The sequence below is a fragment of the Nitrobacter winogradskyi genome (assembly GCF_006539545.1).
Classification (GTDB): Bacteria; Pseudomonadota; Alphaproteobacteria; order Rhizobiales; family Xanthobacteraceae; genus Nitrobacter; species Nitrobacter winogradskyi_A.
The window spans coordinates 1-22739 of record NZ_BJNF01000050.1 but is presented as its reverse complement, the minus strand read 5'-3'; the positions used below and the strand labels follow the sequence as shown (position 1 = coordinate 22739).

Sequence of the window (22739 nt, the reverse complement as noted above, 5' to 3'; positions counted from 1 at the left end):
AACTGGCTCCGGCTTTCGGGTGGTGGCTCTAGCAATATCCGTACAGGCCGCAGGCGTAGGGCAATCGGTCGAAATAGAGCGAGATCACCGGCCGATCCTCATAATACGGGCGATAGTAGAAATCGTTCGGCCTTCCGTAATAGCCCGGCACCGGCGGCGGAATCCGAAAACGGTAGAGCACGCTTTCGGGATAATCTTTCTCCTGCGCGACGCGGACCGGTGGAGGCGCCGGCTCCGCGAAAATTTTTCCGATGCGGCTATGCGCCGGAAGGTCGGCGGCTGATCCCGTCGCTCCCATCATGGCGACTCCGATGGCCGCAAGCGAAATGGTGCGTAGCATTCTTGAATCCTCGATGATTCGAGGATCATATCAGCCGACATTTAGGAAAGATTAACGATGTTCGCGCGGCCGTTCGGTTCACTCGCACCCAACTGGGCACAGAAAAAACTTCTCCATGCCGTGAGACGGTCGCGCCTCAGGCGGGGCGCATTTCGTCCCGCGATGTCGCGGCTTCTCGATCTGCTCCGGCCCGGACCGATCGACGATACCTATCAGGGAGCGTCTTTCAGATTTTATCATCAGTACAGCGGCACGGAGCGCGGCGCTCTGCTGAATCCCGATTACAACCTCGAGGAATTGCAGTTTTTGCGTAAGCACACGACGGTTGGCGGATGCTTCGTCGATATCGGAGCCAATGTCGGGACATATGCACTGGCGATGGCGCAGCACGTCGGCGCTGGAGGGGTTGTTCTCGCCATTGAGCCTCATCCGGTTGCCTATGAGAGACTGGCCTTCAACCGCGAAGCATCCGGGTCCCGCAATGTCCACCTGATGCAGGCCGCGGCAGGAGAGAGCGACGGCGACCTGCTGATCGCGACGGATGGCAACAATCTCGGGGCCAGCCACGTTGTCAGCGCCGGCGCGTCGAGGGATGCGATCACGGTGCGCTCGGTTCAGTTGCGGCAGGCTCTGGAGAGGGCGGGCATCCGGCATGTCCATGCGTTGAAGATCGACGTCGAGGGTTACGAAGACCGGGTTCTGGTCGGATTTTTCCAGGACGCGCCGCGATCGATCTGGCCTCAAGCCATCGTTATCGAACACTTGTCGCGCTCGGAATGGTCGACGGACTGCATCGCGCTGATGCTGGAGTGCGGTTACGTGGTCGCCGGGACGACGAGGAGCAATACGATGCTCACGTTGTAGCATTCTCGGGCAGAAGCAAGCCTGCGTCGTCGGCGTCTGCCGTTATTTGCGACAACCGCGCCTTCAGGCGCGTTCTTCCCAGATCGCGGCGAGGTGCACGATGGTTCTCACGGCAGCTTCCATGTCCTGCACGCTGACCCACTCCGTGCGCGAGTGGAAGGCGTGTTCGCCGGCGAAGATGTTGGGACAGGGAAGTCCCATGAATGACAGCCGCGAACCGTCCGTGCCGCCGCGAATGCTGCCTTTGACCGGCGTCAGACCGGCGCGGCGGATTGCCTCCATCGCGTGGTCGATAACCTCGGGGTGACGATCCACAACCTCTTTCATATTGCGATACTGCGGCCGAATTTCCAGCCCACAGGTCGAGTGCGGGAAGTCCGTCATGACATCGCGGATGATGTCGTTCAGCAGGGCCTCCTTCTCGATCAGGCCCGTTTCCGTGAAATCGCGCACGATGAGGCTCAGCGCCGCGCTCTCGAGCGTGCCGCTGATGTCGGTCGGATGCAGGAAGCCTTCGCGGCCGTCGGTGGTCTCAGGCGAACAGGTATTCTTGGGGAGCCGCTCCACAATGCGGGATGCGATCTTGATCGCATGTTCCATCTTTCCCTTGGCGAATCCGGGATGGGCGCTGACTCCCTTGATGGTAATAAGCGCGGCATCGGCCGAGAACGTTTCGTCCTCGATATGACCCGCGGTTTCGCCGTCGATTGTGTAGGCGAAGTCCGCGCCAAGTTTTTTCAGGTCGACCTTGTCGACGCCGCGTCCGATTTCCTCATCGGGCGTGAACAGGATTCTGATCGTGCCATGCCTGATCTTCGGATTGGCGAGCAGGACCTGGACCGCATCCATGATTTCCGCAACGCCGGCCTTATTGTCGGCGCCGAGCAGCGTGGTGCCGTCGGACGTGATGACGTCGTTGCCGACTTGATCAGCCAGCGCAGGATGATCTGCTGCGCGGATGGTCTGCGACGGATCGCCGCGGAGAGGGATGTCGCCGCCGCGATAGTTCCGGATGATCTGTGGTTTGACGTTTGCGCCTGAACAGTCCGGCGACGTGTCCATATGCGAGCAGAAGCAGATAACCGGAACCTGCTTCGAGCTATTCGCCGGAAGCGTCGCGTACACGTAGCCGTGCGGATCGAGATGAGCATCCGCGATGCCGAGTTCCTGCAACTCGCTCACCAGCAGACGCCCGAGATCCTTCTGCTTCTCGGTGGAAGGATAACTCGAAGACGCCGGATCGGACTGGGTATCAATGGCGGCATAGCGAAGGAAGCGCTCCGTTACCGTGTGATTGAACGTCAGGAGAGCGGCCATCGGAAATCCAGGGCAGAGCCGTAAAGCAGGGAATCAACCTCGCCAGGTGAGACCCCGGCCTTGCGTTGGCAATCGGTTGAATGCGGGCCAATCCTCCAGTGATTGAACGGAGTGTTTTAGACCCGGCATTCTGGTCAGATGGCTTCCTTGAGTTCTTTGGCGGCGCGGAACGCGACCTTCTTGGAGGCCTTGATCTGAATTTCCTCGCCGGTGGCCGGATTACGCCCCTTGCGGGCGGCGCGCTTACGGACCTGGAGAATACCGAGTCCGACAATGCGGATGCGATCACCCTTCTTGAGATGCTTGGTGATGAGCGTGACCATGTCGCTCAGAATCGCCTCGGCGGCCTTCTTTGACAATTCATGGTCCTCGGCTAGGGCCGCCGCGAGATGCTTGAGCGTCACGGTGCTCGGGGTCGCTGCCTTCTTCGCCATGATATGGCTCTCCTCGTCTTTGCTGTTTCGGTAAGCAAGGCGTATCAGCCCTTGTTTGATTCGGGGAGGTGCCGGCCTCGCGGTTTCGCCTGCAAATAGCGTATTTCTTAAATCGGCGCCTCGGAAAGACCTGCCAATGAAGGAGATCCGCAACCGCCTTGACTTGGAAAGGTCTCGCCTTTAAGCCCTCTCCACATTGCGGATACACGGCATCCGCGGGAGTAGCTCAGTTGGTTAGAGCGCCGCCCTGTCACGGCGGAGGCCGCGGGTTCGAGTCCCGTCTCTCGCGCCAGTTTCCGGGCCGGTTTCATAGGCTTATCGTCCCTTCAGTTGGGATTCGCCTTTTCCGTCTTATTCGCGATGATCGCGCCGGCTGATGCTCGATCTATCCTTTTTCCCGACATCCTTGCTCCCGTTGCTGTTGATTGCCGCCTTTGTCCTGATGGGCATTGCGTGGTGGCGCGGCGTGAGGGCCTTCAAGCAAAAGTATCCGGTCAACTGGATTCTTGTGGGAGGCATTGCCCTTGCGATCGCCGTTGCGACGGCGGTCGAGTTCTGGCTGGTGCGTGCGTAGAAAGCCGGGCGGCAATGGGCCTCGGCGGCCGGAAAGCCGTCCTGCCGTGGCGTGGCGTTCACAAGGGAGCGCGACTTCTCGAACCCCGCGCCGGAAAAAGCCCGGCGTAAAGCCGGGCTCCATGACTTACCAGCGCCGCCAATAGCCGGGGTGAGGCCACGGACGCCAATAGGGTGGGGGTGCGAAGAAGCGGGGCGGACCCCAATAGCCTCCCCGATAGCCCCATGGCCGATAGAAGGGCCCGGTTCGGGGCGCAATTGCCCCATGGGGTGAGATGCTATCCTGGGCCGCTGACCCAACCGACTTGCGTGGCGGCGCCTGGAACGTTCGGCGCTGGCGGAATTGGCAGCGCGCGTGCCGCAGACGTCATCGCGACGGTACCCGCGGCAAGAAGGATTGATGCAAAGAGCTTCATATCGTCCTCCTTTCCTTCTCGGATAGGGCACGATTTAGAAGCGCGTGCGCTGAACGCAAGACGATGGGGGCCGCGCGCAATGATATGCGGCGAGAACGTTTTCGAGCGAACAGGTCATCGACCTCACTCGAAAACGCTATGGAAGATTAACTAAATCAAACGCTTATGGCGGATGATCCCGCGGGACGTCAGGATCATCTCACGACCGATGTTCCCGAACTGGAGACCATCGTTGGCTGTCCGGCCTTGATCACATGAACGGTCTGGACGACGTCGGTGTTCGGGCGAAGGGAAGTCCCGAAAGCTGTCAGCACGGCGCCTGCGACAAGCGCGACAATCACGATCTTCACATGGGTGGCGCGGTCTGCGCTCTGCATCGAATGGTTCATAACTTGCCTCCGCTTCGCGGCGTTTCTTTGTTTGCAGACAAGAGCAATACAGCCGGTTTGTTTCAGGTCGGCTTCGCGGAACTCCTGAAATGGTTTCATCGGACCTGATTTTTCAGGCTTGTGGTTCAATGGACGAGCGAGCAGCGAGGCGATCGCCCGGTGCTGTTCCAGACTTCGATGTCAAGCCGCAAAATCTCCGTCCCGGGTGCGTCAAAATAGGCTATCTTGCCACCCCTGTTTTGCTAGGCTAAAGCCTCTCAAAAGTTCCAATATCCAAAAATCTGCGAGCAAAGCATCGCAGCGAGGGGAAGCGCGCCGATGAACGGCATTTTGCAGAACTATCTTCCGCTTGTGGTGTTTATCGGCATAGCGGCTGCGATCGGCGTTGCGCTGCTGGTCGCTCCCTTCATCGTCGCGTACAAGCAGCCGGATCCGGAGAAGCTCTCGGCTTACGAATGCGGGTTCAACGCATTCGACGACGCCAGGATGAAGTTCGACGTCAGGTTTTACTTGGTCGCCATTCTTTTCATCATTTTTGACCTTGAAGTTGCGTTCCTCTTTCCTTGGGCGGTCACGTTCGGCAAGCTCGGTGTGACAGGCTTCTGGTCGATGATCGTGTTTCTAGGGGTGCTGACGGTCGGTTTTGCCTACGAATGGAAGAAAGGCGCTCTCGAATGGGATTGAACTCTCCCACGGCAAAGGTCGCTTACGCCGGCGGCCCCGTCACGGGCGCGGCGGGAACCTCGATTCTGGACCCCGCCACCGGCCGGCCGGTCGGCGCGAGCGATCCGTACTTTCTCGAGGTCAATCACGAACTGTCCGACAAGGGTTTCTTCGTCGCCGCCGCCGACGATCTCATCACCTGGGCGCGCACCGGCTCGCTGATGTGGATGACCTTCGGCCTCGCCTGCTGCGCGGTCGAGATGATGCAGGTCTCGATGCCGCGTTATGACGTCGAGCGTTTTGGCTTCGCGCCGCGGGCGTCGCCGCGCCAGTCGGATGTGATGATCGTCGCCGGCACGCTGACCAACAAGATGGCGCCCGCGCTGCGCAAGGTCTACGACCAGATGCCGGAACCGCGTTACGTGATCTCGATGGGATCGTGCGCGAACGGTGGCGGTTACTATCATTATTCATATTCTGTGGTGCGGGGTTGCGACCGCATCGTGCCGGTCGATATCTACGTGCCGGGCTGCCCGCCGACGGCGGAAGCGCTGCTCTACGGAATTCTGCTCCTGCAGAAGAAGATCCGGCGAGTTGGAACCATCGAACGCTGAGGTTGATGAGGATGGACGAGAGCAGGCTCGATGCCTTGGGCCAGATGATCGTCGCCACGCTTCCGGGCGCGGCCACGGATCATTCCGTATCGTTCGGTCAACTGACCGTGACGGTCGAGGCCGCGAAGATTGTCGAGGTCGCCCGCTTCATCCGCGACGACCGGCGCTGCCGCTTCGTCAACTTTATCGACGTGACTGCGGTCGATTATCCCGGCCGTGAGAAGCGTTTCGACGTGGTCTATCATTTCCTGTCGCCGACGCTGAACGCGCGCATCCGCCTGCGTGCTCACGCTTCGGAGACCACGCAGGTGCCATCGTTGATCGACGTGTTTCCCGGCGCGGACTGGTTCGAACGGGAGACCTACGACCTCTATGGCGTGATCTTCACCGGGCATCCCGACATGCGGCGTTTGTTGACCGATTATGGATTCGACGGGCATCCGCTGCGGAAGGATTTTCCGCTCACGGGTTTCGTCGAGGTGCGTTACGACGACGCCGAGAAGCGGGTGGTGTACGAACCGGTGCGGCTCAACCAGGAATTTCGCAAGTTCGACTTCATGTCACCGTGGGAGGGCGCTGACTATCCGCTGCCGGGTGACGAGAAGGCGACGGGCGGAAAGGCGGGCAGCTGATGACAGAAGCACTTGGCGCCGTAACTCCCGGCATGCGTAACTTCACCATCAATTTCGGCCCGCAGCATCCGGCGGCGCACGGCGTGTTGCGCCTGGTGCTGGAGCTGGACGGCGAGGTGGTCGAGCGCGTCGATCCGCACATCGGCCTGCTTCACCGTGGCACCGAGAAGCTGATCGAGCAGAAGACCTATCTTCAGGCCATCCCGTATTTCGATCGGCTCGATTACGTCGCGCCGATGAATCAGGAGCACGCCTTCTGTCTCGCCGCCGAAAGACTGCTGGGGATCGCGGTGCCGCGGCGCGGCCAGTTGATCCGGGTGCTCTATTGCGAGATCGGACGCATCCTTTCTCACCTTCTCAATGTCACCACGCAGGCGATGGATGTCGGCGCGCTCACGCCGCCGCTGTGGGGCTTCGAGGAACGCGAGAAGCTGATGATGTTCTACGAGCGCGCCTCCGGCTCTCGGATGCACGCGGCGTACTTCCGCATCGGCGGTGTGCATCAGGATCTTCCGCCGCGGTTGATCGACGACATCGATGCGTGGTGCGATCCGTTCCTTCAGGTCGTCGCCGACCTCGACAGGCTGCTGACCGCCAATCGCATCTTCAAGCAGCGAAATGTCGATATCGGTGTGGTCACGCTGCAGCAGGCGTGGGAATGGGGTTTCTCCGGCGTCATGGTTCGCGGCTCGGGCGCCGCATGGGATTTGCGCAAGGCGCAACCTTACGAATGCTACGCCGAGATGGACTTCGATATTCCGATCGGCAAGAACGGCGACTGCTACGACCGCTATCTCATCCGCATGGAAGAGATGCGACAGTCGGTTCGCATCATGAAGCAGTGCATCGCCAAGCTGCACGCGCCGGACGGGCAGGGGCCGGTGGCGGTCGAGGACAACAAGATTTTCCCGCCGCGTCGCGGCGAGATGAAGCGCTCGATGGAGGCTTTGATCCATCACTTCAAGCTTTACACCGAGGGCTTCCACGTTCCGGCGGGTGAAATCTATGCGGCCGTGGAAGCGCCGAAAGGCGAGTTCGGCGTCTATCTCGTCTCCGACGGCAGCAACAAACCCTACAAGTGCAAGATACGCGCGCCAGGTTTCGCGCATCTGCAAGCGATGGACTTCATCTGTCGAGGGCACCTGCTGGCTGACGTTTCAGCCATTCTCGGCTCGCTCGACATCGTGTTTGGAGAGGTCGACCGGTGATTGCACAGCCGCCGATACAGTTCGACCGGACCTCCGGCCTCCTTGAGGGCGCGAACGCCTGGGAACGCGCGGCGTCGCTGGCGCTGGTGGCAGGTTCCAAGGTGTCGTCGCTGTTTGCGCATCGTGGCTATAACTGGTGCGCCAACCTGCTACGCAAGACGTTGCCGGAGCGGGATATCGCCGTCCGGCTCAATCCCGATGCAACGTTCGCGTTTCCCTATGGCGATGGCTACTGGAGCAAGCTGCTGAATCGTTCGTTCACGTACGAAGAGGAGCTTGAGCTGCTGTTTCGCGCGTCGGCCGACGTCGACTATACGTTGCTCGATTGCGGCGCCAATTATGGCTATTGGTCGGTTCTGGTCACCAGCAAGCCGTTCGGGTCGCGCAAGGCCATCGCAATCGAGCCCTCGTCGAAGAATTTCGCCAGGCTTGCTCACAACGCGGTCATCAACGGCGACCGGTTCGAGGTGATGCAAAGCGCGATCGGCGCGACGCGTGGTATTGCGCGCCTGTCCGGCACCAAGCACGAGGCTTTCAGCATCGCGGGCGCTGCCGGTGCGGGCGGGGAAAGCGTACCCGTGCTTTCGCTCGACGACCTGCTCGACGAGGGCCGGATTTCCCCGAGCGGCAAGCACCTCATCAAGCTCGACGTTGAAGGCGTCGAGATCGAAGCCATCAAGGGTGGCACGCGCGTGCTGCAGGGTGACGCCGTGATCCTGTGCGAGGAGCACGGTAATGACCGAAACCACACGGTATCGCGCTACATTCTCGAACAGACGCCGCTGACGCTGATCGTGCACGATCCGGCCAGTGGTCGCTTCGAGACGTTGACCGAACTCTCCATTCTGGACCGCATCAAGGTCGCCTCTCACGTTGGATACAACGTGTTCGGAACCTCGAGCGCATTCTGGCAGGATCGTTTTCACCGCATGAACGCGACCGCGTCGCAACGTGTTCATTGAGAGACTAGAGTACGATGTCCGTTCGCCGCCTGGCACCGAAAGAACAGCAGCCCGAGAGTTTCGCGTTCAGCGAGGAGAACCTCGCTTGGGCCAGGAAGCAGATCGCGCAATATCCGGAAGGTCGCCAGGCGTCGGCTGCGATCGCAATCTTGTGGCGCGCGCAGGAACAGCACGACGGCTGGATCTCCGAGGCCGCGATCCGCACCGTGGCCGACATGCTCGACATGCCCTACATCCGGATGCTGGAGATCGCGACCTTCTACACCATGTTCCAGCTTCAGCCGGTCGGCAGGAAGGCCCACATCCAGGTCTGCGGCACCACGCCTTGCCGGCTGCGGGGCGCGGAGGACATTCTCGCCGTCTGCAAGAGCCGTATCCATCACGAGCCGTTTCATCTCTCAAAAGACGGCGACTTCTCATGGGAGGAAGTCGAGTGCCTCGGCTCCTGCGTCAACGCGCCGATGGTGCTGATCTGGAAAGATACCTATGAGGATTTGACGAAGGAAAACTTCGGCAAGGTGCTTGACGGGTTCGCCTCGGGCCAGCCGCCAAAGCCCGGTCCTCAGATCGACCGCCAGTTTTCCGCGCCCGTCGGCTGCCTGACCACGTTGAATACGGCGGCGAAAGGCGACGGGGGACGGCGATCCGCCGCTCAGCCGGCGTTGACGGATGCGGACGCCAAGAAACCGACCGATTCCGCAAGCCGGCGGGAAAGCCCCATGCCGAAGCCGCCCGCCGATGACGCGACCAGGAAGGGCAAGACCTGATGCTCGACGACAAGGATCGCATCTTCCGAAATCTCTATGGCCTCGACGACTGGCGGCTCGCCGGCGCGCGCCGCCGTGGCGCATGGGACGGCACCAAGGCGATCGTCGGCAAGGGCCGCGACTGGATCGTCAGCGAGATGAAAGCGTCGGGACTCCGCGGGCGCGGCGGGGCCGGATTTCCGACCGGCATGAAATGGTCCTTCATGCCGAAGGACAACGCCGACGGCCGCCCGAGCTACCTCGTCGTCAACGCCGACGAGTCCGAGCCGGGCACCTGCAAGGACCGCGAGATCATGCGGCACGATCCGCATTTGCTGATCGAGGGGTGCCTGCTGGCCGGTGTCGGCATGGGTGCCCATGCCGGCTACATCTACATACGCGGCGAATTCATCCGCGAGCGCGAGCGTTTGCAGGCGGCCATCGACGAGGCCTATGAGGCCAGGCTGATCGGCAAGGACAACATCCACGGCTTCCCGTTCGATCTGTACGTCGCCCATGGCGCGGGAGCGTATATCTGCGGCGAGGAAACGGCGCTGCTGGAAAGTCTGGAAGGCAAGAAGGGCCAGCCGCGGCTGAAGCCGCCGTTTCCGGCCAATGTCGGTCTTTATGGCTGCCCGACGACCGTGAACAACGTCGAGTCGATTGCGGTCGCGCCGGACATCCTGCGGCGCGGCGCGGCGTGGTTCGCCGGGATCGGCCGTCCCAACAATGTTGGCACCAAGCTGTTTTGCGTTTCGGGTCACGTCGAGCGTCCCTGCAACGTCGAAGAGGCGATGGGGATCACGTTTCGTGAATTGATCGATACTCATTGCGGCGGCATCCGCGGCGGCTGGGATAATCTCAAGGCGGTCATTCCGGGCGGCTCGTCGGTGCGCATGGTGCCGGCCGAGCAGATCATCGATACGCCGATGGATTTCGACAGCCTCAGCAAGCTGCGCTCCGGCCTCGGCACCGCCGCCGTCATCGTCATGGATAAATCGACCGACCTGATCCGGGCGATCGCGCGCATTTCCTATTTCTACAAGCACGAGAGCTGCGGCCAGTGCACGCCGTGCCGCGAGGGGACCGGCTGGATGTGGCGGGTGCTCACTCGGATGGCCGAAGGCCGCGCCCACAAGCGCGAGATCGATATGCTTTTGGAAGTCACCAAGCAGGTCGAGGGCCACACCATCTGCGCGCTGGGCGATGCGGCAGCCTGGCCTATTCAGGGACTGATCGCGCATTTCCGGCACGAGATCGAGGAGCGCATCGACCAGTATTCGCATAAGGCCGACCGCGACGATCAGGGCATCCTCGATCCCGCGCACATGGTGGCGGCGGAGTAGGGCCATGACGAAACTCATCATCGACGGCAAAGAGATCGAGGTGCCCGCCGAGTATACGCTGCTGCAGGCGTGCGAGGCCGCGGGCGCCGAGATTCCGCGCTTCTGTTACCATGAGCGGCTGTCGATCGCCGGCAACTGCCGGATGTGCCTTGTCGAGGTGAAGGGCGGTCCGAAGCCGGTCGCGAGTTGCGCCTGGGGCGTGCGCGATTGCCGTCCCGGTCCCAACGGAGAGCCGCCGCAAATCTCCACGCGCTCGCCGATGGTGAAGAAGGCGCGCGAAGGCGTGATGGAGTTTCTGCTGATCAACCATCCGCTCGATTGCCCGATCTGCGATCAGGGCGGCGAGTGCGATTTGCAGGATCAGGCGATGGGATACGGTGTCGATACGTCGCGTTTCGCCGAGAACAAGCGCGCGGTCGAGGACAAGTATCTCGGCGCGCTGGTCAAGACTTCCATGAACCGCTGCATTCAGTGCACGCGCTGCGTGCGCTTCTCCGCCGAGATCTGCGGCGCGCCGGAAATGGGCGCGACCGGCCGCGGCGAGGACATGGAGATCACCACCTACCTTGAAAGCGCGCTCACGTCGGAATTGCAGGGCAATCTCGTCGATATCTGTCCGGTCGGTGCGTTGACGTCGAAGCCCTACGCATTCGCGGCGCGGCCGTGGGAGCTTGGAAAAACTCAATCCATCGACGTGATGGATGCTGTCGGCTCGGCCATCCGCGTCGATACGCGCGGACGCGAGGTGATGCGCATCCTGCCGCGCGTCAACGAGGCCGTGAACGAGGAGTGGATCTCGGACAAGACCCGCCACATCGTCGACGGGCTTCGCACCCAGCGGCTCGATCGCCCCTACATTCGCCAGAACGGCGCGTTGCGCCCGGCCTCGTGGCGGGAGGCTTTCGCAGCCATCACGGCGAAGGTGCAGCAGGCCGACGGCAAGCGGATCGGCGCGATCGCCGGCGATCTTGCCGCGGTCGAGGAGTTGTTCGCGCTCAAGGACCTGCTGTCGAAACTCGGCTCGGTCAACATGGCGGTGCAGGGCGGCGACGCCTTCAGCCCCGCGCGGGGGCGGGCTTCCTACATCTTCAACCCGACCATCGCTGGCATCGAGCAGGCCGATGCGCTGCTGATCGTGGGGTCGAACCCGCGCAAGGAAGCAGCGATCCTCAATGCGCGCATCCGCAAGCGCTGGCGGACAGGACAGCTCAGGATCGGCGTGATCGGAGAGAAAGCCGATCTGACCTACGAGTATGACTATCTCGGCGCCGGCGGGGAGTCGCTTGCGGATCTCGCGGCGGGCATGAACAACTTCCGCGACGTGCTGAAGAATGCCAGCAATCCGATCGTGCTGGTCGGCGCGGCCGCGATGTCCCGTCCCGACGGCGCAGCCATTCTTGCGGCCGCGGCCAAGCTCGCGATTGATATCGGCGGGCTGAAAGACGGCTGGAACGGATTTGCCGTGCTTCACGATGCGGCGTCGCGGGTCGGCGCGCTGGATCTCGGCTTCGCGCCGGGGAAGGGCGGCCTGAACGCAGCGCGAATGACCGCACCGGGCGGGCTCGATGTTCTGTTTTCGCTCGGCGCGGACGAGATCAAGGCGCCGGACGGCGTTTTCCTCGTTTATATCGGCACCCATGGCGATGCCGGCGCTCACCGCGCCGACGTCATTTTGCCGGGCGCTGCCTACACCGAAAAGACCGGCGTCTATGTCAACACGGAAGGCCGGGTCCAGATGGCGAACCGGGCCGGCTTCCCGCCCGGCGAGGCGCGCGAGGACTGGGCGATCATTCGCGCGCTGTCGGAAGTGCTCGGCAAGACCCTGGGTTACGACTCGCTGCCTGCCTTGCGGCAGGCGATGTTCAGGACGGTGCCGCACCTGATGCGGATCGACCAGATCGAGGCCGGCGATAGCCGCGCGATCAGGGACCTGGCGGGCAGCGGCGGCAGCATTGAGAAGTCGCCGTTCAAGGCCGCGATTGACGACTATTATCTGACCAATCCGATCGCGCGGGCCTCGGCGGTGATGGCCGAATGCTCGCGTCTTGCGTCGGGTCGCATGCTGACGGCAGCGGAGTAAGCGTGATGGCCGATTTCTTCGCAATGCCGTTGTGGACGGACTTCCTCTGGCCCCTGATCGTGATGGTGGCGCAGAGCGTGCTGCTGCTCGTCGTCCTGCTGATAGCGATCGCCTACATCCTCCTCGCCGACCGGAAAATCTGGGCCGCGGTGCAGATCCGGCGCGGCCCCAACGTTGTCGGACCATGGGGTCTGTTTCAGTCGTTCGCCGATCTTCTGAAGTTCGTGCTGAAGGAACCGATCATCCCCTCCGGCGCCAACAAGGGCGTATTCCTTCTGGCGCCGCTGGTCTCCTGCGTGCTGGCGCTGGCGGCATGGGCGGTGATCCCGGTCAATCTGAACTGGGTGATCTCCGACATCAATGTCGGGATTCTCTACATCTTCGCGATCTCGTCGCTGTCGATCTACGGCATCATCATGGGCGGCTGGGCGTCCAACTCGAAGTACCCTTTTCTTGCTGCCCTGCGTTCGGCGGCGCAGATGGTCTCCTACGAGGTGTCGATCGGTTTCGTCATCATCACCGTATTGCTCTGCGCAGGCTCGCTGAACCTCTCCGCCATCGTCGAGGCGCAGCATACCAAAGGGCTGGCCAGCCTGATCGGCCTGCCGTGGCTGACGTTCCTGAACTGGTACTGGCTGCCGCTTCTGCCGATGTTCGTGGTGTTTTACGTGTCGGCCCTGGCTGAGACCAATCGCCCGCCGTTCGACCTCGTCGAGGCGGAATCCGAACTCGTCGCGGGCTTCATGGTCGAGTACGGCTCGACGCCGTACCTGCTGTTCATGCTCGGCGAGTATGTCGCGATCACCACCATGTGCGCGATGGGCGCGATCCTTTTCATGGGCGGCTGGCTGCCGCCGGTCGACCTGCCGCCGTTCAACTGGGTGCCCGGCGTCATCTGGTTCTCGCTGAAACTGTTCTTCATGTTCTTCCTGATCGCGATGGCGAAGGCGATCGTCCCGCGCTACCGCTATGATCAACTGATGCGGCTCGGCTGGAAGGTGTTCCTGCCACTGTCGCTGGCGATGGTGGTGATCGTGGCGGGCGTGTTGCAGTTCGCCGGCATCGCGCCGAAGTGAGGAATTGAGGTTGTCATGAGTATCAACGCAACAGCCCGTTCGCTCCTGTTGACCGAGTTCATCTCGGCTTTCTTCCTCACCATGCGGTATTTTTTCAAGCCGAAGCCGACGATCAACTACCCGTTCGAGAAGAATCCGATTTCCCCGCGCTTCCGCGGCGAGCACGCGCTGCGCCGTTATCCGAACGGCGAGGAGCGCTGCATCGCGTGCAAGCTGTGCGAGGCGGTCTGTCCGGCGCAGGCCATCACCATCGAGGCCGGGCCGCGCCGCAACGACGGCACCCGCCGCACGGTGCGCTATGACATCGACATGGTGAAATGCATCTATTGCGGATTGTGCCAGGAGGCCTGTCCGGTCGACGCCATCGTCGAGGGACCGAACTTCGAATTCGCGACCGAGACCCGCGAGGAGCTTTATTATGACAAGGCCAAGCTGCTCGCCAACGGCGACCGTTGGGAACGCGAGATCGCGAAGGCGATCGAACTCGACGCGCCGTATCGGTGAGGTAGGGGCATGATCCTTCCCGCGCTGTTCTTCTATCTGTTCGCCGGCGTGTGCGTTGCATCGGCCGCGATGGTCATCTCGTCGCGCAATCCCGTGCACTCGGTTCTGTTTCTCATTCTTGCGTTCGTCAACGCCGCCGGTCTGTTCATCCTGATGGGTGCGGAATTCCTCGCGATGATCCTCATCGTGGTCTATGTCGGCGCGGTCGCGGTGCTGTTCCTCTTCGTGATCATGATGCTGGACGTGGACTTCGCTGAACTGCGCGAGGGCTTTCTCGAATACCTGCCGTTCGGTCTGGTAATCGCGGCGATCTTCCTGCTGGAACTGCTGCTCGTCGTCGGGGGCTGGACCCTCAATCCGACGGTCACGAAATCGATCACGGCGGCTATTCCGGGCGACGTCAGCAATACCGAGGCGCTCGGCCTCGTGCTCTACACGAAGTACATTCATTACTTCCAGCTCGCCGGCATGGTGTTGCTGGTGGCCATGATCGGCGCCATCGTCCTGACGCTGCGGCACAGGGCCGGCGTCAAGCGTCAGGATATCAACGTCCAGAACGCCCGGACGCCCGAGATGGCCATGAGCGTGCGCCAGGTCGCCTCGGGGCAGGGATTGCAGGACGCTGACCAGGCGGAGTGGGTGAAATGACAATCGGCCTCGGACACTACCTGGCGGTTGGCGCGATCCTGTTCACGCTGGGGACGCTCGGCATCTTTCTGAACCGCAAGAACATCATCATTATCCTGATGTCGGTGGAATTGATCCTGCTGGCGGTCAACATCAACCTGGTGGCGTTTTCGACGTTCCTGGGCGACATCGTCGGACAGGTGTTCACGCTGCTGGTGCTCACGGTCGCCGCGGCCGAGGCGGCGATCGGCCTTGCTATTCTCGTCGTGTATTTCCGCAACCGCGGTTCGATCGCGGTTGAGGACGTCAATCTGATGAAGGGCTGAAGCATGATCCGGAAAAGTGGGGACCGGCTTTCTCCGGCCAATGGATGCATTGGCTGCGGGATCATGCTCCATGGGGTGGGTGAATGATCGAGGCAATCGTCTTTCTGCCGCTGATCGGCGCGATCCTCGCCGGGCTGATCGCGCTGCTCGGCGCGCATTGGCGTAATCCCAGCGGCGATGCGGTCGATCATCACGACGGCCACGGTCATGCTCACGCGGCGGCGGCGCATGATGATCACGGGCATGGTGACTCCCACGGCCACGACGACCATCACGTCAGCGAACCGCCGGCGGCAGGATCGCGCGCCGCCGAACTGATCACGACCACTTTGCTGATCGCGTCGGCGGTCCTGTCATGGATCACGCTGGTCGACGTGGGTTTCATGCATCACGACGCGCGGATCGCGCTGTTCTCGTGGATTTCCTCCGGCGATCTCCAGATCGGCTGGTCGTTAAGGGTCGATACGCTGACGGCGGTGATGCTGGTGGTGGTCACCACGGTGTCGTCGCTCGTGCATTTCTATTCCATTGGCTACATGGACGAGGATCCCCACCGTCCGCGCTTCTTCGGCTATCTGTCGCTGTTCACCTTCGCGATGCTGATGCTGGTGACGTCGGACAACCTGGTTCAGCTGTTTTTCGGCTGGGAAGGCGTCGGCCTTGCAAGCTATCTGCTGATCGGATTCTGGTATCAGAAGCCGTCGGCGAATGCGGCGGCGATCAAGGCCTTCGTGGTCAACCGTGTCGGCGACTTCGGCTTTTCGCTCGGCATTTTCGCGGTGTTCATGCTGGTCGGCTCGACCGATTTCGATACCATTTTCAGCGCGGCGCCGGGGCTGACCGGGAAGACGATCCATTTCCTGGCCTGGGACGTCAACGCGCTCACGTTGATTTGCCTGCTGCTGTTCATGGGCGCGATGGGCAAGTCGGCTCAGTTGCTGCTGCACACCTGGCTGCCCGACGCGATGGAAGGCCCGACGCCGGTGTCGGCGCTGATCCATGCGGCAACCATGGTGACCGCGGGCGTGTTCATGGTGGCGCGGTTGTCGCCGTTGTTTGAATTGGCGCCGGATGCGCAGGCTTTTGTGATGTTCATCGGCGCGACGACGGCGATCTTCGCGGCGACGGTCGGTCTGGTGCAGAACGACATCAAGCGGATCGTGGCGTATTCGACCTGCTCGCAGCTCGGTTACATGTTCGTGGCGATGGGAGCAGGGGCCTACACCGTCGGCATGTTCCACCTGTTCACACACGCCTTCTTCAAGGCGCTGCTGTTCCTGGGTTCGGGATCGGTGATCTATGCGATGCATCACGAACAGGACATCCGCAACATGGGCGGCCTGAAGGATCGCATTCCGTATACATACTTCGTCATGGTGATCGGAACGCTGGCGCTGACCGGGTTTCCGCTGACGGCCGGATACTTTTCGAAGGATGCGATCATCGAATCCGCCTACGTGTCTCACAATCCGTTCGCCTATTACGGCTTCCTCATGACCGTGGCGGCCGCCGGCCTAACATCCTTCTATTCGTGGCGGCTGATCTTCAAGACCTTCCACGGCAAGCCGCATGATCAGGCGCATTATAAAGCCGCGCATGAAAGCCCGATCTGGATGCTGATTCCGATCGGCGTTCTTGCGGCCGGCTCGATCCTCGCGGGCTTTCCCTTCAAGGAATTGTTCACCGGGCACGGGGTCGAGGAGTTCTTCCGGGAATCCGTGAAGATGCATCCGCACATTCTTGAGGAAATGCATCACATTCCGAAGACGATCGCCTTCCTGCCGACCGTGATGATGATCTTGGGGTTTGCGGTGGCGTGGCTATTCTATATCCGCCGGCCCGATATCCCGGTCCAGCTCGCGCGCGAGCATCAGATGCTCTACAGGTTTCTGCTCAACAAGTGGTACTTCGACGAACTCTATGAGGTGATCTTCGTGCGCCCGGCGAAGTGGCTCGGCCGCTTCCTGTGGAAGAAGGGCGACGGCTTGGTCATTGACGGATTTGGTCCCGATGGCGTTTCGTCCGGGGTGCTCGATGTCACCCGCAATGTCGTCCGGCTACAGACGGGCTACCTGTACCACTATGCGTTCGCGATGCTGATCGGCGTTGCCGGTCTGATCACCTGGTTCATGTTCTCGGGAGGCCAGTGAGAATGACGACCTGGCCTATTCTGTCCGTCACGACATTTCTGCCGGCGGTCGGCGCGATTCTGATTTACGTCATGGCTCGTGGCAGCGACGAAGCCGCCAGCCGAACCGCGCGCTGGATTGCGCTGTGGACCACGATCGTCACCTTCGCGGTGTCGCTGCTCCTGGTGACGCGCTTCGATCCGACCAATACGGGATTCCAGTTCGTCGAGCAGGCGACCTGGCTTGCCACCGGCATTCGCTATCACATGGGAGTGGACGGCATCTCGCTGCCGTTCGTCATTCTCACCACGGCGTTGATGCCGTTGTGCATCGTCGCGAGCTGGAAATCGATTGCCCGTCGCGTGCCGGCCTACATGATGGCGTTTCTGATTCTGGAAACGTTGATGATCGGCACGTTCTCGGCGCTCGATCTGCTGCTGTTCTACGTGTTCTTTGAAGGTGGTCTGATTCCGATGTTCCTGATCATCGGGATCTGGGGTGGTCCACGCCGCGTCTATGCGACCTTCAAGTTCTTCCTCTATACGCTGCTCGGCTCGGTGCTGATGCTGCTGGCCATCATGGCGCTCTACTGGAACGCCGGGACCACCGACATCCCGACGCTGATGCAAACCTCCGTCCCGTACAATTTGCAGAAGTGGGCGTGGCTCGCCTTCTTTGCGTCGTTCGCGGTCAAGATGCCGATGTGGCCAGTGCACACCTGGCTTCCGGATGCGCATGTGGAAGCGCCAACGGCGGGATCGGTGATCCTCGCTGCGATCCTGCTGAAGATGGGAGGTTACGGATTCCTGCGGTTCTCGCTGCCGATGTTCCCGCTTGCGTCGCATGACTTCGCGCCGCTGGTGTTTGCGATGTCGGCGATCGCGATCGTCTACACCTCGCTGGTCGCGCTGATGCAAGAGGACATGAAGAAGCTGATCGCCTACTCGTCGGTAGCTCACATGGGCTTCGTGACCATGGGAATCTTTGCCGGCACCATGCAGGGCGTTCACGGCGGCGTGTTCCAGATGGTCTCGCACGGCATCGTGTCGGGCGCGCTGTTTCTATGTGTCGGTGTTGTTTACGACCGAATGCACACGCGCGAAATCGCGGCCTATGGCGGGCTCGTCAATCGGATGCCGCTTTATGCGCTGGTGTTTCTCATTTTTACGATGGCCAATGTCGGGCTGCCCGGAACGTCCGGATTTGTCGGCGAGTTCCTCGCGCTGATCGGAACCTTCAAGGTCAGCATTCCCACGGCGGTGGCGGCGACGCTCGGCGTGATCCTGTCGGCGGCATACGCCCTGTGGCTCTATCGCAAGATCGTGTTCGGTGCGCTGGTCAAGCCGTCGCTCGCGACCATCAAGGATCTGACTTTCCGCGAGGGCCTGACGCTGGCGCCGCTTGTGGTGCTGACGATCCTGTTCGGCGTTTATCCGAAGCCGGTGCTCGATTTCTCGGCGGCTTCCGTACAAAATCTCGTCAATAATTACGCAAGCGCGACAGCCGCCATCAAGGCGGCGGCGCTGCCATGATGACGGCAGGTCAGGGACGCCAGCTATGATGTTTGAGGCCGCCGGATATCAACTTCTTCCCGTCTTGCCGGAGGTAGCTCTGGCGGTCGGCGCGATGGTTTTGCTGCTGATCGGGGCATGGTGCGGCCAGCGCGCGGCCGGTCTCGTGACCGGTCTTGCGATCTGCGTCCTGATCGGGACCGGCGTGATCGTGTATCTGTTGCCGGGCGGCAAGCTGATTACGTTCGGCGGCAGCTTCATCGTCGATGACTTCGCGCGATTTCTGAAGATACTCGCCTTGCTCGGCTCGGCGGCAACGCTCGTCCTGTCCCGGGAGTTTCTTCAGGATCAGTCGCGCCGGATGTTCGAGTTCGCGATCCTGGTGATGCTTTCGACGGTCGGCATGATGGTGCTGATTTCGGCGGCTGACCTGATCATGCTGTATCTCGGGCTCGAATTGATGAGCCTTGCGCTTTACGTGGTGGCGGCGAGCAACCGCGACAATGTGAAGTCGACTGAGGCGGGCTTGAAATACTTCGTTCTTGGCGCGCTGGCGTCGGGGATGTTGCTCTACGGCGCTTCACTGCTCTATGGCTTCACGGGAACCGTCAGCTTCGCCGGCATTGCCGCCGCTGCGAAGAGCGGCAGCATCGGCGTCGTCTTCGGTATCGTCTTTCTGCTGGCCGGCCTTTGTTTCAAGGTGTCGGTGGTGCCGTTCCATATGTGGACGCCTGATGTTTACGAGGGAGCGCCGACGCCGGTCACGGCTTTCTTCGCCTCGGCGCCGAAGATCGCGGCGATGGCGGTTTTCACCCGGGTGGTGCTGACGGCATTCTCAGGGGTCGTCGCCGAGTGGCAGCAGATCGTGGTTTTCGTGGCGATCGCGTCCATGGCGCTGGGCTCGTTCGGCGCGATCGGGCAGCGCAACATCAAGCGCCTGATGGCTTATTCATCGATCGGTCACATGGGTTTCGCGCTGGTCGGTCTCGCGGCCGGAACGGTCGAGGGCGCGCAGGGCGTTGTGCTGTATCTCGTCATCTATACCGTGATGACTTTTGGGGCCTTCACGGTCATTCTCGCCATGAACCGTAACGGTCAGCCCCTGGAGCAGATCAGCGATTTCGCGGGATTGTCGCGGACCAATCCGCTGCTGGCGTTTTGCTTTGCCATGCTGCTGTTTTCCCTGGCCGGAATACCGCCGCTGGCCGGTTTCTTCGCCAAGTTTTATGTCTTCAGCGCGGCCATCAAGGCCGGGCTGTTCGCGCTGTCCGTGATCGGCGTCATCACCAGCGTGGTCGGCGCGTTCTACTATCTCAACGTGATCAAGGTGATGTATTTCGACGAGCGGGCCGAGGCGACGGACGCCGTTCATCTCGAATTGCGTTCGATCGTGGCCGCGACCGCGCTTTTCAACATGCTGTTCTTCGCCTATCCCGGGCCTCTGGTCAGCGCCGCCACGGCGGCTGCGAAGTCATTGTTCTGACGGCATTGTTCGAATGGCATTTTCGCTCGGTCCACGAGCTGCATCGGCTGGTTACCGACTGGCGGTCTTCGATCGCATCGGCTCGACCAACGCCGAAGCGCTGGTGCGCGCGCGAGCGGGCGAGACCGGCCCGATCTGGCTGGTCGCGGCGGAGCAGACAGCGGGACGCGGCCGCAGGCAGCGAAGCTGGATATCTCCCCGGGGCAATCTGGCATGCAGCGTGCTTGAGGTGATCGATACCTCGCCCGCCGTCGCCGCGACCCTGAGCTTCGCGGCGGGGCTGGCGCTCGAAGCCGCGCTGCGAACCGTCAGCCTTGAAGCGCGCATGAGGTCTCCGGGCTCTGAGAACGTGACGTTTCATCTGAAATGGCCCAATGACGTGCTGGCAGGCGGGGGGAAGCTCGCGGGCGTCCTGCTGGAGGCAGAGACCGTCGCACAGGGCCGATTGGCCGTTGTCGTCGGCACAGGTGTCAATGTCGCCGCCGCGCCCGGGGGAATGCCGTATCCGGCGGTCTCGCTGCGCGACATCGGGATCGACATCGGTGCGGAGGATTTGTTTCGGGCGCTGACCGAGGCCTGGGCTGAGTTTCGGGCCATCTGGGACAACGGTCATGGCTTTGGCGAGATCAGGCGCCTGTGGCTAGATCGGGCGGCCGGGGTAGGTCAACACGTTTCGATCCGGTCTAATTCATCGACGATATCCGGCCTGTTTGATACCATCGACAAGGACGGTTGTTTGATCGTCGTGACGTCCGACGGCAGGCGAGTGGCTGTCTCCGCCGGTGATGTGTATTTCGGCGCGGCTGCCTCGGTCGGAGCAACATGATAGCGCGGCCTGATGAGTTGATGTTTGCCCCGCTCGGCGGTGTGGGTGAGATCGGCATGAACCTGTCGATCTACGGGCTCGGTAACCGTCATCAGCGAAGCTGGCTGGCGGTCGATCTCGGCGTGTCCTTCGGCGACGAGGAGCATCTGCCGGGTATCGATCTGATCATGCCGGACATCCGGTTTCTCGAGCAGGAACGAAAGAACCTCGTCGGCCTCGTGCTGACGCACGCGCATGAGGATCACTTCGGCGCCATCATCGATCTGTGGCCGCGGCTGAAATGCCCGATCTACGCGACGAAGTTCAGCGCGGCTTTATTCGAGGCCAAATGCGCGGCCGAACGCAATGCGCCGGATATCCCGGTGACTGTCGTGCCCTCGGGGGGACGCATCGATATCGGTCCCTTTGGCGTCGAGTTCATTCCGGTGGCGCATTCGATTCCGGAATCCCATGCCCTTGCGATCCATACCGAGGCCGGAATCGTCGTGCATACCGGCGACTGGAAGATCGATCCGACGCCCATCATCGGGCCGCCGACCGACGAACGGCGCCTGCGCGAACTCGGCGACGAGGGCGTGCTGGCGCTGATCGGCGATTCAACCAACGCGGTGCGGGACGGGCGCTCGCCGTCCGAAACCGAGGTTGCAAGAACCATCGCCGATCTGGTGAAGGCGGCGAAGGGCCGGGTCGCGGTGACCACGTTCGCGTCCAATGTCGGGCGGCTGCGCGCCGTGGCTGATGCCGCGCGTGAAGCGGGGCGCGAGGTCGTGGTGGTCGGCCGCGCGATGGCGCGCGTGGTGCAGGTCGCGCGCGAGACCGGACATCTGAACGGGATGCAGGATTTTCGCAGCGCCGATGTCTATGGCCATCTTCCACCCGACAAGGTTCTGGCGCTGTGCACGGGCAGCCAGGGCGAGCCAAGGGCGGCGCTCGCCCGCATCGCGAGGGATGATCATCCAGAGGTCACGCTGAACCGTGGCGACACCGTGATCTTTTCCTCACGCACCATTCCTGGCAACGAAAAAGCCGTCGGCGCGATCATCAACGGTCTTGTGGCCCAGGGCATCGAGGTCATCACCGATCGCACCCAGCTGGTTCATGTCTCCGGTCATCCACGCTGCGACGAATTGCGGGACATGATCTCCTGGGTTCGTCCACGCCTGCTGATTCCGGTGCATGGTGAGGCCTTGCATCTGTCCGAACACGCGCGGCTGGCACGGGCTTCCGGCGTGCCGAAAGTCCTGATCTGCAAGAACGGCGATCTGGTCCGGCTTGGGCCCGGAGACCCGGGCATCATTGATGAATTGCCGTCAGGACGGCTTTACAAGGATGGCGTCATCCTGGAAGATTCGAAGTCGCGCGCGGTCGTCGAGCGGCGGCGCATGGCGTTTGCCGGCTGCGTCTTCGTGGCGATCGCCGTCACGGCCAAGGGTGAACTGATCGAGGATCCCGAAGTCGATCTCGTCGGCATACCGGAAAAGAACATGGCCGGCGAGGTGCTCGACGACATCGTTTTCGACACGGTGGTTTCGACGGCGAAAGGGTTCTCGCGGACGCTGCGGCGCGATCCGGATGCGATGGCTGAATCATTGCGCCGCGCGGTGCGGGCAGCCGTCGCGGAACAGTGGGGCAAGAAGCCGCTCTGCTATGTTCACGTTCTGGTGATCTAGAGC

23 protein-coding genes and 1 tRNA gene are annotated in these 22739 nt (G+C 61.8%); 20 read left to right on the top strand and 4 right to left on the bottom strand.

Features of this window, described 5'->3' with window-relative positions; translation table 11 throughout:
* Positions 1 to 28: 28 nt before the first annotated feature.
* Positions 29 to 340, bottom strand: a complete 312-nt coding sequence (locus NWI01_RS09940; RefSeq protein WP_141383695.1) for a hypothetical protein — start codon at positions 338 to 340, stop codon at positions 29 to 31.
* A 57-nt stretch (positions 341 to 397) separates the two neighbouring features.
* Here NWI01_RS09940 and NWI01_RS09935 point away from each other — a divergent pair, with 57 nt between their 5' ends.
* Complete coding sequence (locus tag NWI01_RS09935; protein WP_141383694.1) at positions 398 to 1204, top strand: FkbM family methyltransferase; 807 nt, start codon at positions 398 to 400, stop codon at positions 1202 to 1204.
* A 63-nt stretch (positions 1205 to 1267) separates the two neighbouring features.
* Here NWI01_RS09935 and pepT read toward each other — a convergent pair whose 3' ends face one another.
* A complete protein-coding gene (gene pepT, locus NWI01_RS09930) occupies positions 1268 to 2521 on the bottom strand; it encodes a peptidase T (protein ID WP_141383693.1) in 1254 nt (417 codons plus the stop codon).
* A gap of 134 nt (positions 2522 to 2655) precedes the next feature.
* The gene (locus NWI01_RS09925) at positions 2656 to 3000 is read right to left on the bottom strand and encodes an HU family DNA-binding protein (RefSeq protein WP_283809244.1); all 345 of its coding nucleotides are present in this window, start codon (positions 2998 to 3000) and stop codon (positions 2656 to 2658) included.
* A 170-nt stretch (positions 3001 to 3170) separates the two neighbouring features.
* Here NWI01_RS09925 and NWI01_RS09920 point away from each other — a divergent pair.
* Together NWI01_RS09920 and NWI01_RS09915 are read left to right on the top strand one after the other, a co-directional pair.
* Positions 3171 to 3247: transfer RNA gene (locus NWI01_RS09920), tRNA-Asp, on the top strand.
* An 84-nt stretch (positions 3248 to 3331) separates the two neighbouring features.
* Positions 3332 to 3529, top strand: a complete 198-nt coding sequence (locus tag NWI01_RS09915) for a hypothetical protein (protein ID WP_141383691.1) — start codon at positions 3332 to 3334, stop codon at positions 3527 to 3529.
* Positions 3530 to 4138: 609 nt separating this feature from the next.
* Here NWI01_RS09915 and NWI01_RS09910 read toward each other — a convergent pair.
* Positions 4139 to 4333 (bottom strand): hypothetical protein, encoded by a 195-nt coding sequence (locus NWI01_RS09910; protein ID WP_141383726.1) that lies wholly within the window; start codon positions 4331 to 4333, stop codon positions 4139 to 4141.
* Between the two features lie 318 nt (positions 4334 to 4651).
* Between NWI01_RS09910 and NWI01_RS09905 the strand changes: the two genes are divergently transcribed.
* The 17 genes from NWI01_RS09905 (at position 4652) to NWI01_RS09825 (ending at position 22736) form a co-directional block, all read left to right on the top strand.
* Complete coding sequence (locus NWI01_RS09905) at positions 4652 to 5017, top strand: NADH-quinone oxidoreductase subunit A (protein WP_141383690.1); 366 nt, start codon at positions 4652 to 4654, stop codon at positions 5015 to 5017.
* Complete coding sequence (locus tag NWI01_RS09900) at positions 5008 to 5610, top strand: NuoB/complex I 20 kDa subunit family protein (RefSeq protein ID WP_244613712.1); 603 nt, start codon at positions 5008 to 5010, stop codon at positions 5608 to 5610. Before NWI01_RS09905 ends, NWI01_RS09900 begins: the two co-directional genes overlap by 10 nt.
* An 11-nt stretch (positions 5611 to 5621) precedes the next feature.
* Positions 5622 to 6242 (top strand): NADH-quinone oxidoreductase subunit C, encoded by a 621-nt coding sequence (locus NWI01_RS09895; RefSeq protein WP_141383688.1) that lies wholly within the window; start codon positions 5622 to 5624, stop codon positions 6240 to 6242.
* Positions 6242 to 7450: an NADH-quinone oxidoreductase subunit D gene (locus tag NWI01_RS09890; RefSeq protein WP_141383687.1), complete on the top strand. Its 1209-nt coding sequence runs from the start codon at positions 6242 to 6244 to the stop codon at positions 7448 to 7450. Before NWI01_RS09895 ends, NWI01_RS09890 begins: the two co-directional genes overlap by 1 nt.
* On the top strand, positions 7450 to 8412 hold the full coding sequence (locus NWI01_RS09885) for an FkbM family methyltransferase (protein ID WP_181410429.1): 963 nt from the start codon (positions 7450 to 7452) through the stop codon (positions 8410 to 8412). The genes NWI01_RS09890 and NWI01_RS09885 overlap by 1 nt, the downstream gene beginning before the upstream one ends.
* Before the next feature lie 14 nt (positions 8413 to 8426).
* Positions 8427 to 9179 (top strand): NADH-quinone oxidoreductase subunit NuoE, encoded by a 753-nt coding sequence (gene nuoE / locus NWI01_RS09880; RefSeq protein ID WP_141383685.1) that lies wholly within the window; start codon positions 8427 to 8429, stop codon positions 9177 to 9179.
* Positions 9179 to 10504: an NADH-quinone oxidoreductase subunit NuoF gene (gene nuoF, locus NWI01_RS09875; RefSeq protein WP_141383684.1), complete on the top strand. Its 1326-nt coding sequence runs from the start codon at positions 9179 to 9181 to the stop codon at positions 10502 to 10504. Before nuoE ends, nuoF begins: the two co-directional genes overlap by 1 nt.
* Positions 10505 to 10508: 4 nt before the next feature.
* Positions 10509 to 12584: an NADH-quinone oxidoreductase subunit NuoG gene (nuoG, locus tag NWI01_RS09870; RefSeq protein WP_141383683.1), complete on the top strand. Its 2076-nt coding sequence runs from the start codon at positions 10509 to 10511 to the stop codon at positions 12582 to 12584.
* Between the two features lie 5 nt (positions 12585 to 12589).
* On the top strand, positions 12590 to 13660 hold the full coding sequence (nuoH, locus tag NWI01_RS09865; RefSeq protein WP_141383682.1) for an NADH-quinone oxidoreductase subunit NuoH: 1071 nt from the start codon (positions 12590 to 12592) through the stop codon (positions 13658 to 13660).
* A 15-nt stretch (positions 13661 to 13675) separates the two neighbouring features.
* On the top strand, positions 13676 to 14164 hold the full coding sequence (gene nuoI / locus NWI01_RS09860) for an NADH-quinone oxidoreductase subunit NuoI (RefSeq protein ID WP_011315135.1): 489 nt from the start codon (positions 13676 to 13678) through the stop codon (positions 14162 to 14164).
* 9 nt (positions 14165 to 14173) lie between these two features.
* Complete coding sequence (locus NWI01_RS09855; protein ID WP_141383681.1) at positions 14174 to 14812, top strand: NADH-quinone oxidoreductase subunit J; 639 nt, start codon at positions 14174 to 14176, stop codon at positions 14810 to 14812.
* On the top strand, positions 14809 to 15117 hold the full coding sequence (nuoK, locus tag NWI01_RS09850) for an NADH-quinone oxidoreductase subunit NuoK (protein WP_011315133.1): 309 nt from the start codon (positions 14809 to 14811) through the stop codon (positions 15115 to 15117). The genes NWI01_RS09855 and nuoK overlap by 4 nt, the downstream gene beginning before the upstream one ends.
* A gap of 83 nt (positions 15118 to 15200) precedes the next feature.
* Complete coding sequence (gene nuoL, locus NWI01_RS09845) at positions 15201 to 17267, top strand: NADH-quinone oxidoreductase subunit L (protein WP_141383680.1); 2067 nt, start codon at positions 15201 to 15203, stop codon at positions 17265 to 17267.
* Between the two features lie 2 nt (positions 17268 to 17269).
* Entirely contained in the window at positions 17270 to 18778 is a 1509-nt protein-coding gene (locus NWI01_RS09840; RefSeq protein WP_141383679.1) for an NADH-quinone oxidoreductase subunit M, read from the top strand.
* Between the two features lie 25 nt (positions 18779 to 18803).
* Positions 18804 to 20240 (top strand): NADH-quinone oxidoreductase subunit NuoN, encoded by a 1437-nt coding sequence (nuoN, locus tag NWI01_RS09835; RefSeq protein ID WP_141383678.1) that lies wholly within the window; start codon positions 18804 to 18806, stop codon positions 20238 to 20240.
* A gap of 13 nt (positions 20241 to 20253) precedes the next feature.
* A complete protein-coding gene (locus NWI01_RS09830) occupies positions 20254 to 21066 on the top strand; it encodes a biotin--[acetyl-CoA-carboxylase] ligase (protein ID WP_141383677.1) in 813 nt (270 codons plus the stop codon).
* A complete protein-coding gene (locus tag NWI01_RS09825; protein WP_181410428.1) occupies positions 21066 to 22736 on the top strand; it encodes a ribonuclease J in 1671 nt (556 codons plus the stop codon). Before NWI01_RS09830 ends, NWI01_RS09825 begins: the two co-directional genes overlap by 1 nt.
* The last annotated feature ends 3 nt before the right edge of the window (positions 22737 to 22739 follow it).

What these genes read in the sequence shown, in the direction of transcription:
- NWI01_RS09940 (WP_141383695.1), bottom strand. Translation starts at nt 340, where the DNA reads ATGCTACGCACCATTTCGCTTGCGGCCATCGGAGTCGCCATGATGGGA.
- NWI01_RS09935 (WP_141383694.1), top strand. Translation starts at nt 398, where the DNA reads ATGTTCGCGCGGCCGTTCGGTTCACTCGCACCCAACTGGGCACAGAAA.
- pepT (WP_141383693.1), bottom strand. Translation starts at nt 2,521, where the DNA reads ATGGCCGCTCTCCTGACGTTCAATCACACGGTAACGGAGCGCTTCCTT.
- NWI01_RS09915 (WP_141383691.1), top strand. Translation starts at nt 3,332, where the DNA reads ATGCTCGATCTATCCTTTTTCCCGACATCCTTGCTCCCGTTGCTGTTG.
- NWI01_RS09910 (WP_141383726.1), bottom strand. Translation starts at nt 4,333, where the DNA reads ATGAACCATTCGATGCAGAGCGCAGACCGCGCCACCCATGTGAAGATC.
- NWI01_RS09905 (WP_141383690.1), top strand. Translation starts at nt 4,652, where the DNA reads ATGAACGGCATTTTGCAGAACTATCTTCCGCTTGTGGTGTTTATCGGC.
- NWI01_RS09900 (WP_244613712.1), top strand. Translation starts at nt 5,008, where the DNA reads ATGGGATTGAACTCTCCCACGGCAAAGGTCGCTTACGCCGGCGGCCCC.
- NWI01_RS09895 (WP_141383688.1), top strand. Translation starts at nt 5,622, where the DNA reads ATGGACGAGAGCAGGCTCGATGCCTTGGGCCAGATGATCGTCGCCACG.
- NWI01_RS09890 (WP_141383687.1), top strand. Translation starts at nt 6,242, where the DNA reads ATGACAGAAGCACTTGGCGCCGTAACTCCCGGCATGCGTAACTTCACC.
- nuoE (WP_141383685.1), top strand. Translation starts at nt 8,427, where the DNA reads ATGTCCGTTCGCCGCCTGGCACCGAAAGAACAGCAGCCCGAGAGTTTC.
- nuoF (WP_141383684.1), top strand. Translation starts at nt 9,179, where the DNA reads ATGCTCGACGACAAGGATCGCATCTTCCGAAATCTCTATGGCCTCGAC.
- nuoG (WP_141383683.1), top strand. Translation starts at nt 10,509, where the DNA reads ATGACGAAACTCATCATCGACGGCAAAGAGATCGAGGTGCCCGCCGAG.
- nuoH (WP_141383682.1), top strand. Translation starts at nt 12,590, where the DNA reads ATGGCCGATTTCTTCGCAATGCCGTTGTGGACGGACTTCCTCTGGCCC.
- nuoI (WP_011315135.1), top strand. Translation starts at nt 13,676, where the DNA reads ATGAGTATCAACGCAACAGCCCGTTCGCTCCTGTTGACCGAGTTCATC.
- NWI01_RS09855 (WP_141383681.1), top strand. Translation starts at nt 14,174, where the DNA reads ATGATCCTTCCCGCGCTGTTCTTCTATCTGTTCGCCGGCGTGTGCGTT.
- nuoK (WP_011315133.1), top strand. Translation starts at nt 14,809, where the DNA reads ATGACAATCGGCCTCGGACACTACCTGGCGGTTGGCGCGATCCTGTTC.
- nuoL (WP_141383680.1), top strand. Translation starts at nt 15,201, where the DNA reads ATGATCGAGGCAATCGTCTTTCTGCCGCTGATCGGCGCGATCCTCGCC.
- NWI01_RS09840 (WP_141383679.1), top strand. Translation starts at nt 17,270, where the DNA reads ATGACGACCTGGCCTATTCTGTCCGTCACGACATTTCTGCCGGCGGTC.
- nuoN (WP_141383678.1), top strand. Translation starts at nt 18,804, where the DNA reads ATGATGTTTGAGGCCGCCGGATATCAACTTCTTCCCGTCTTGCCGGAG.
- NWI01_RS09830 (WP_141383677.1), top strand. Translation starts at nt 20,254, where the DNA reads ATGGCATTTTCGCTCGGTCCACGAGCTGCATCGGCTGGTTACCGACTG.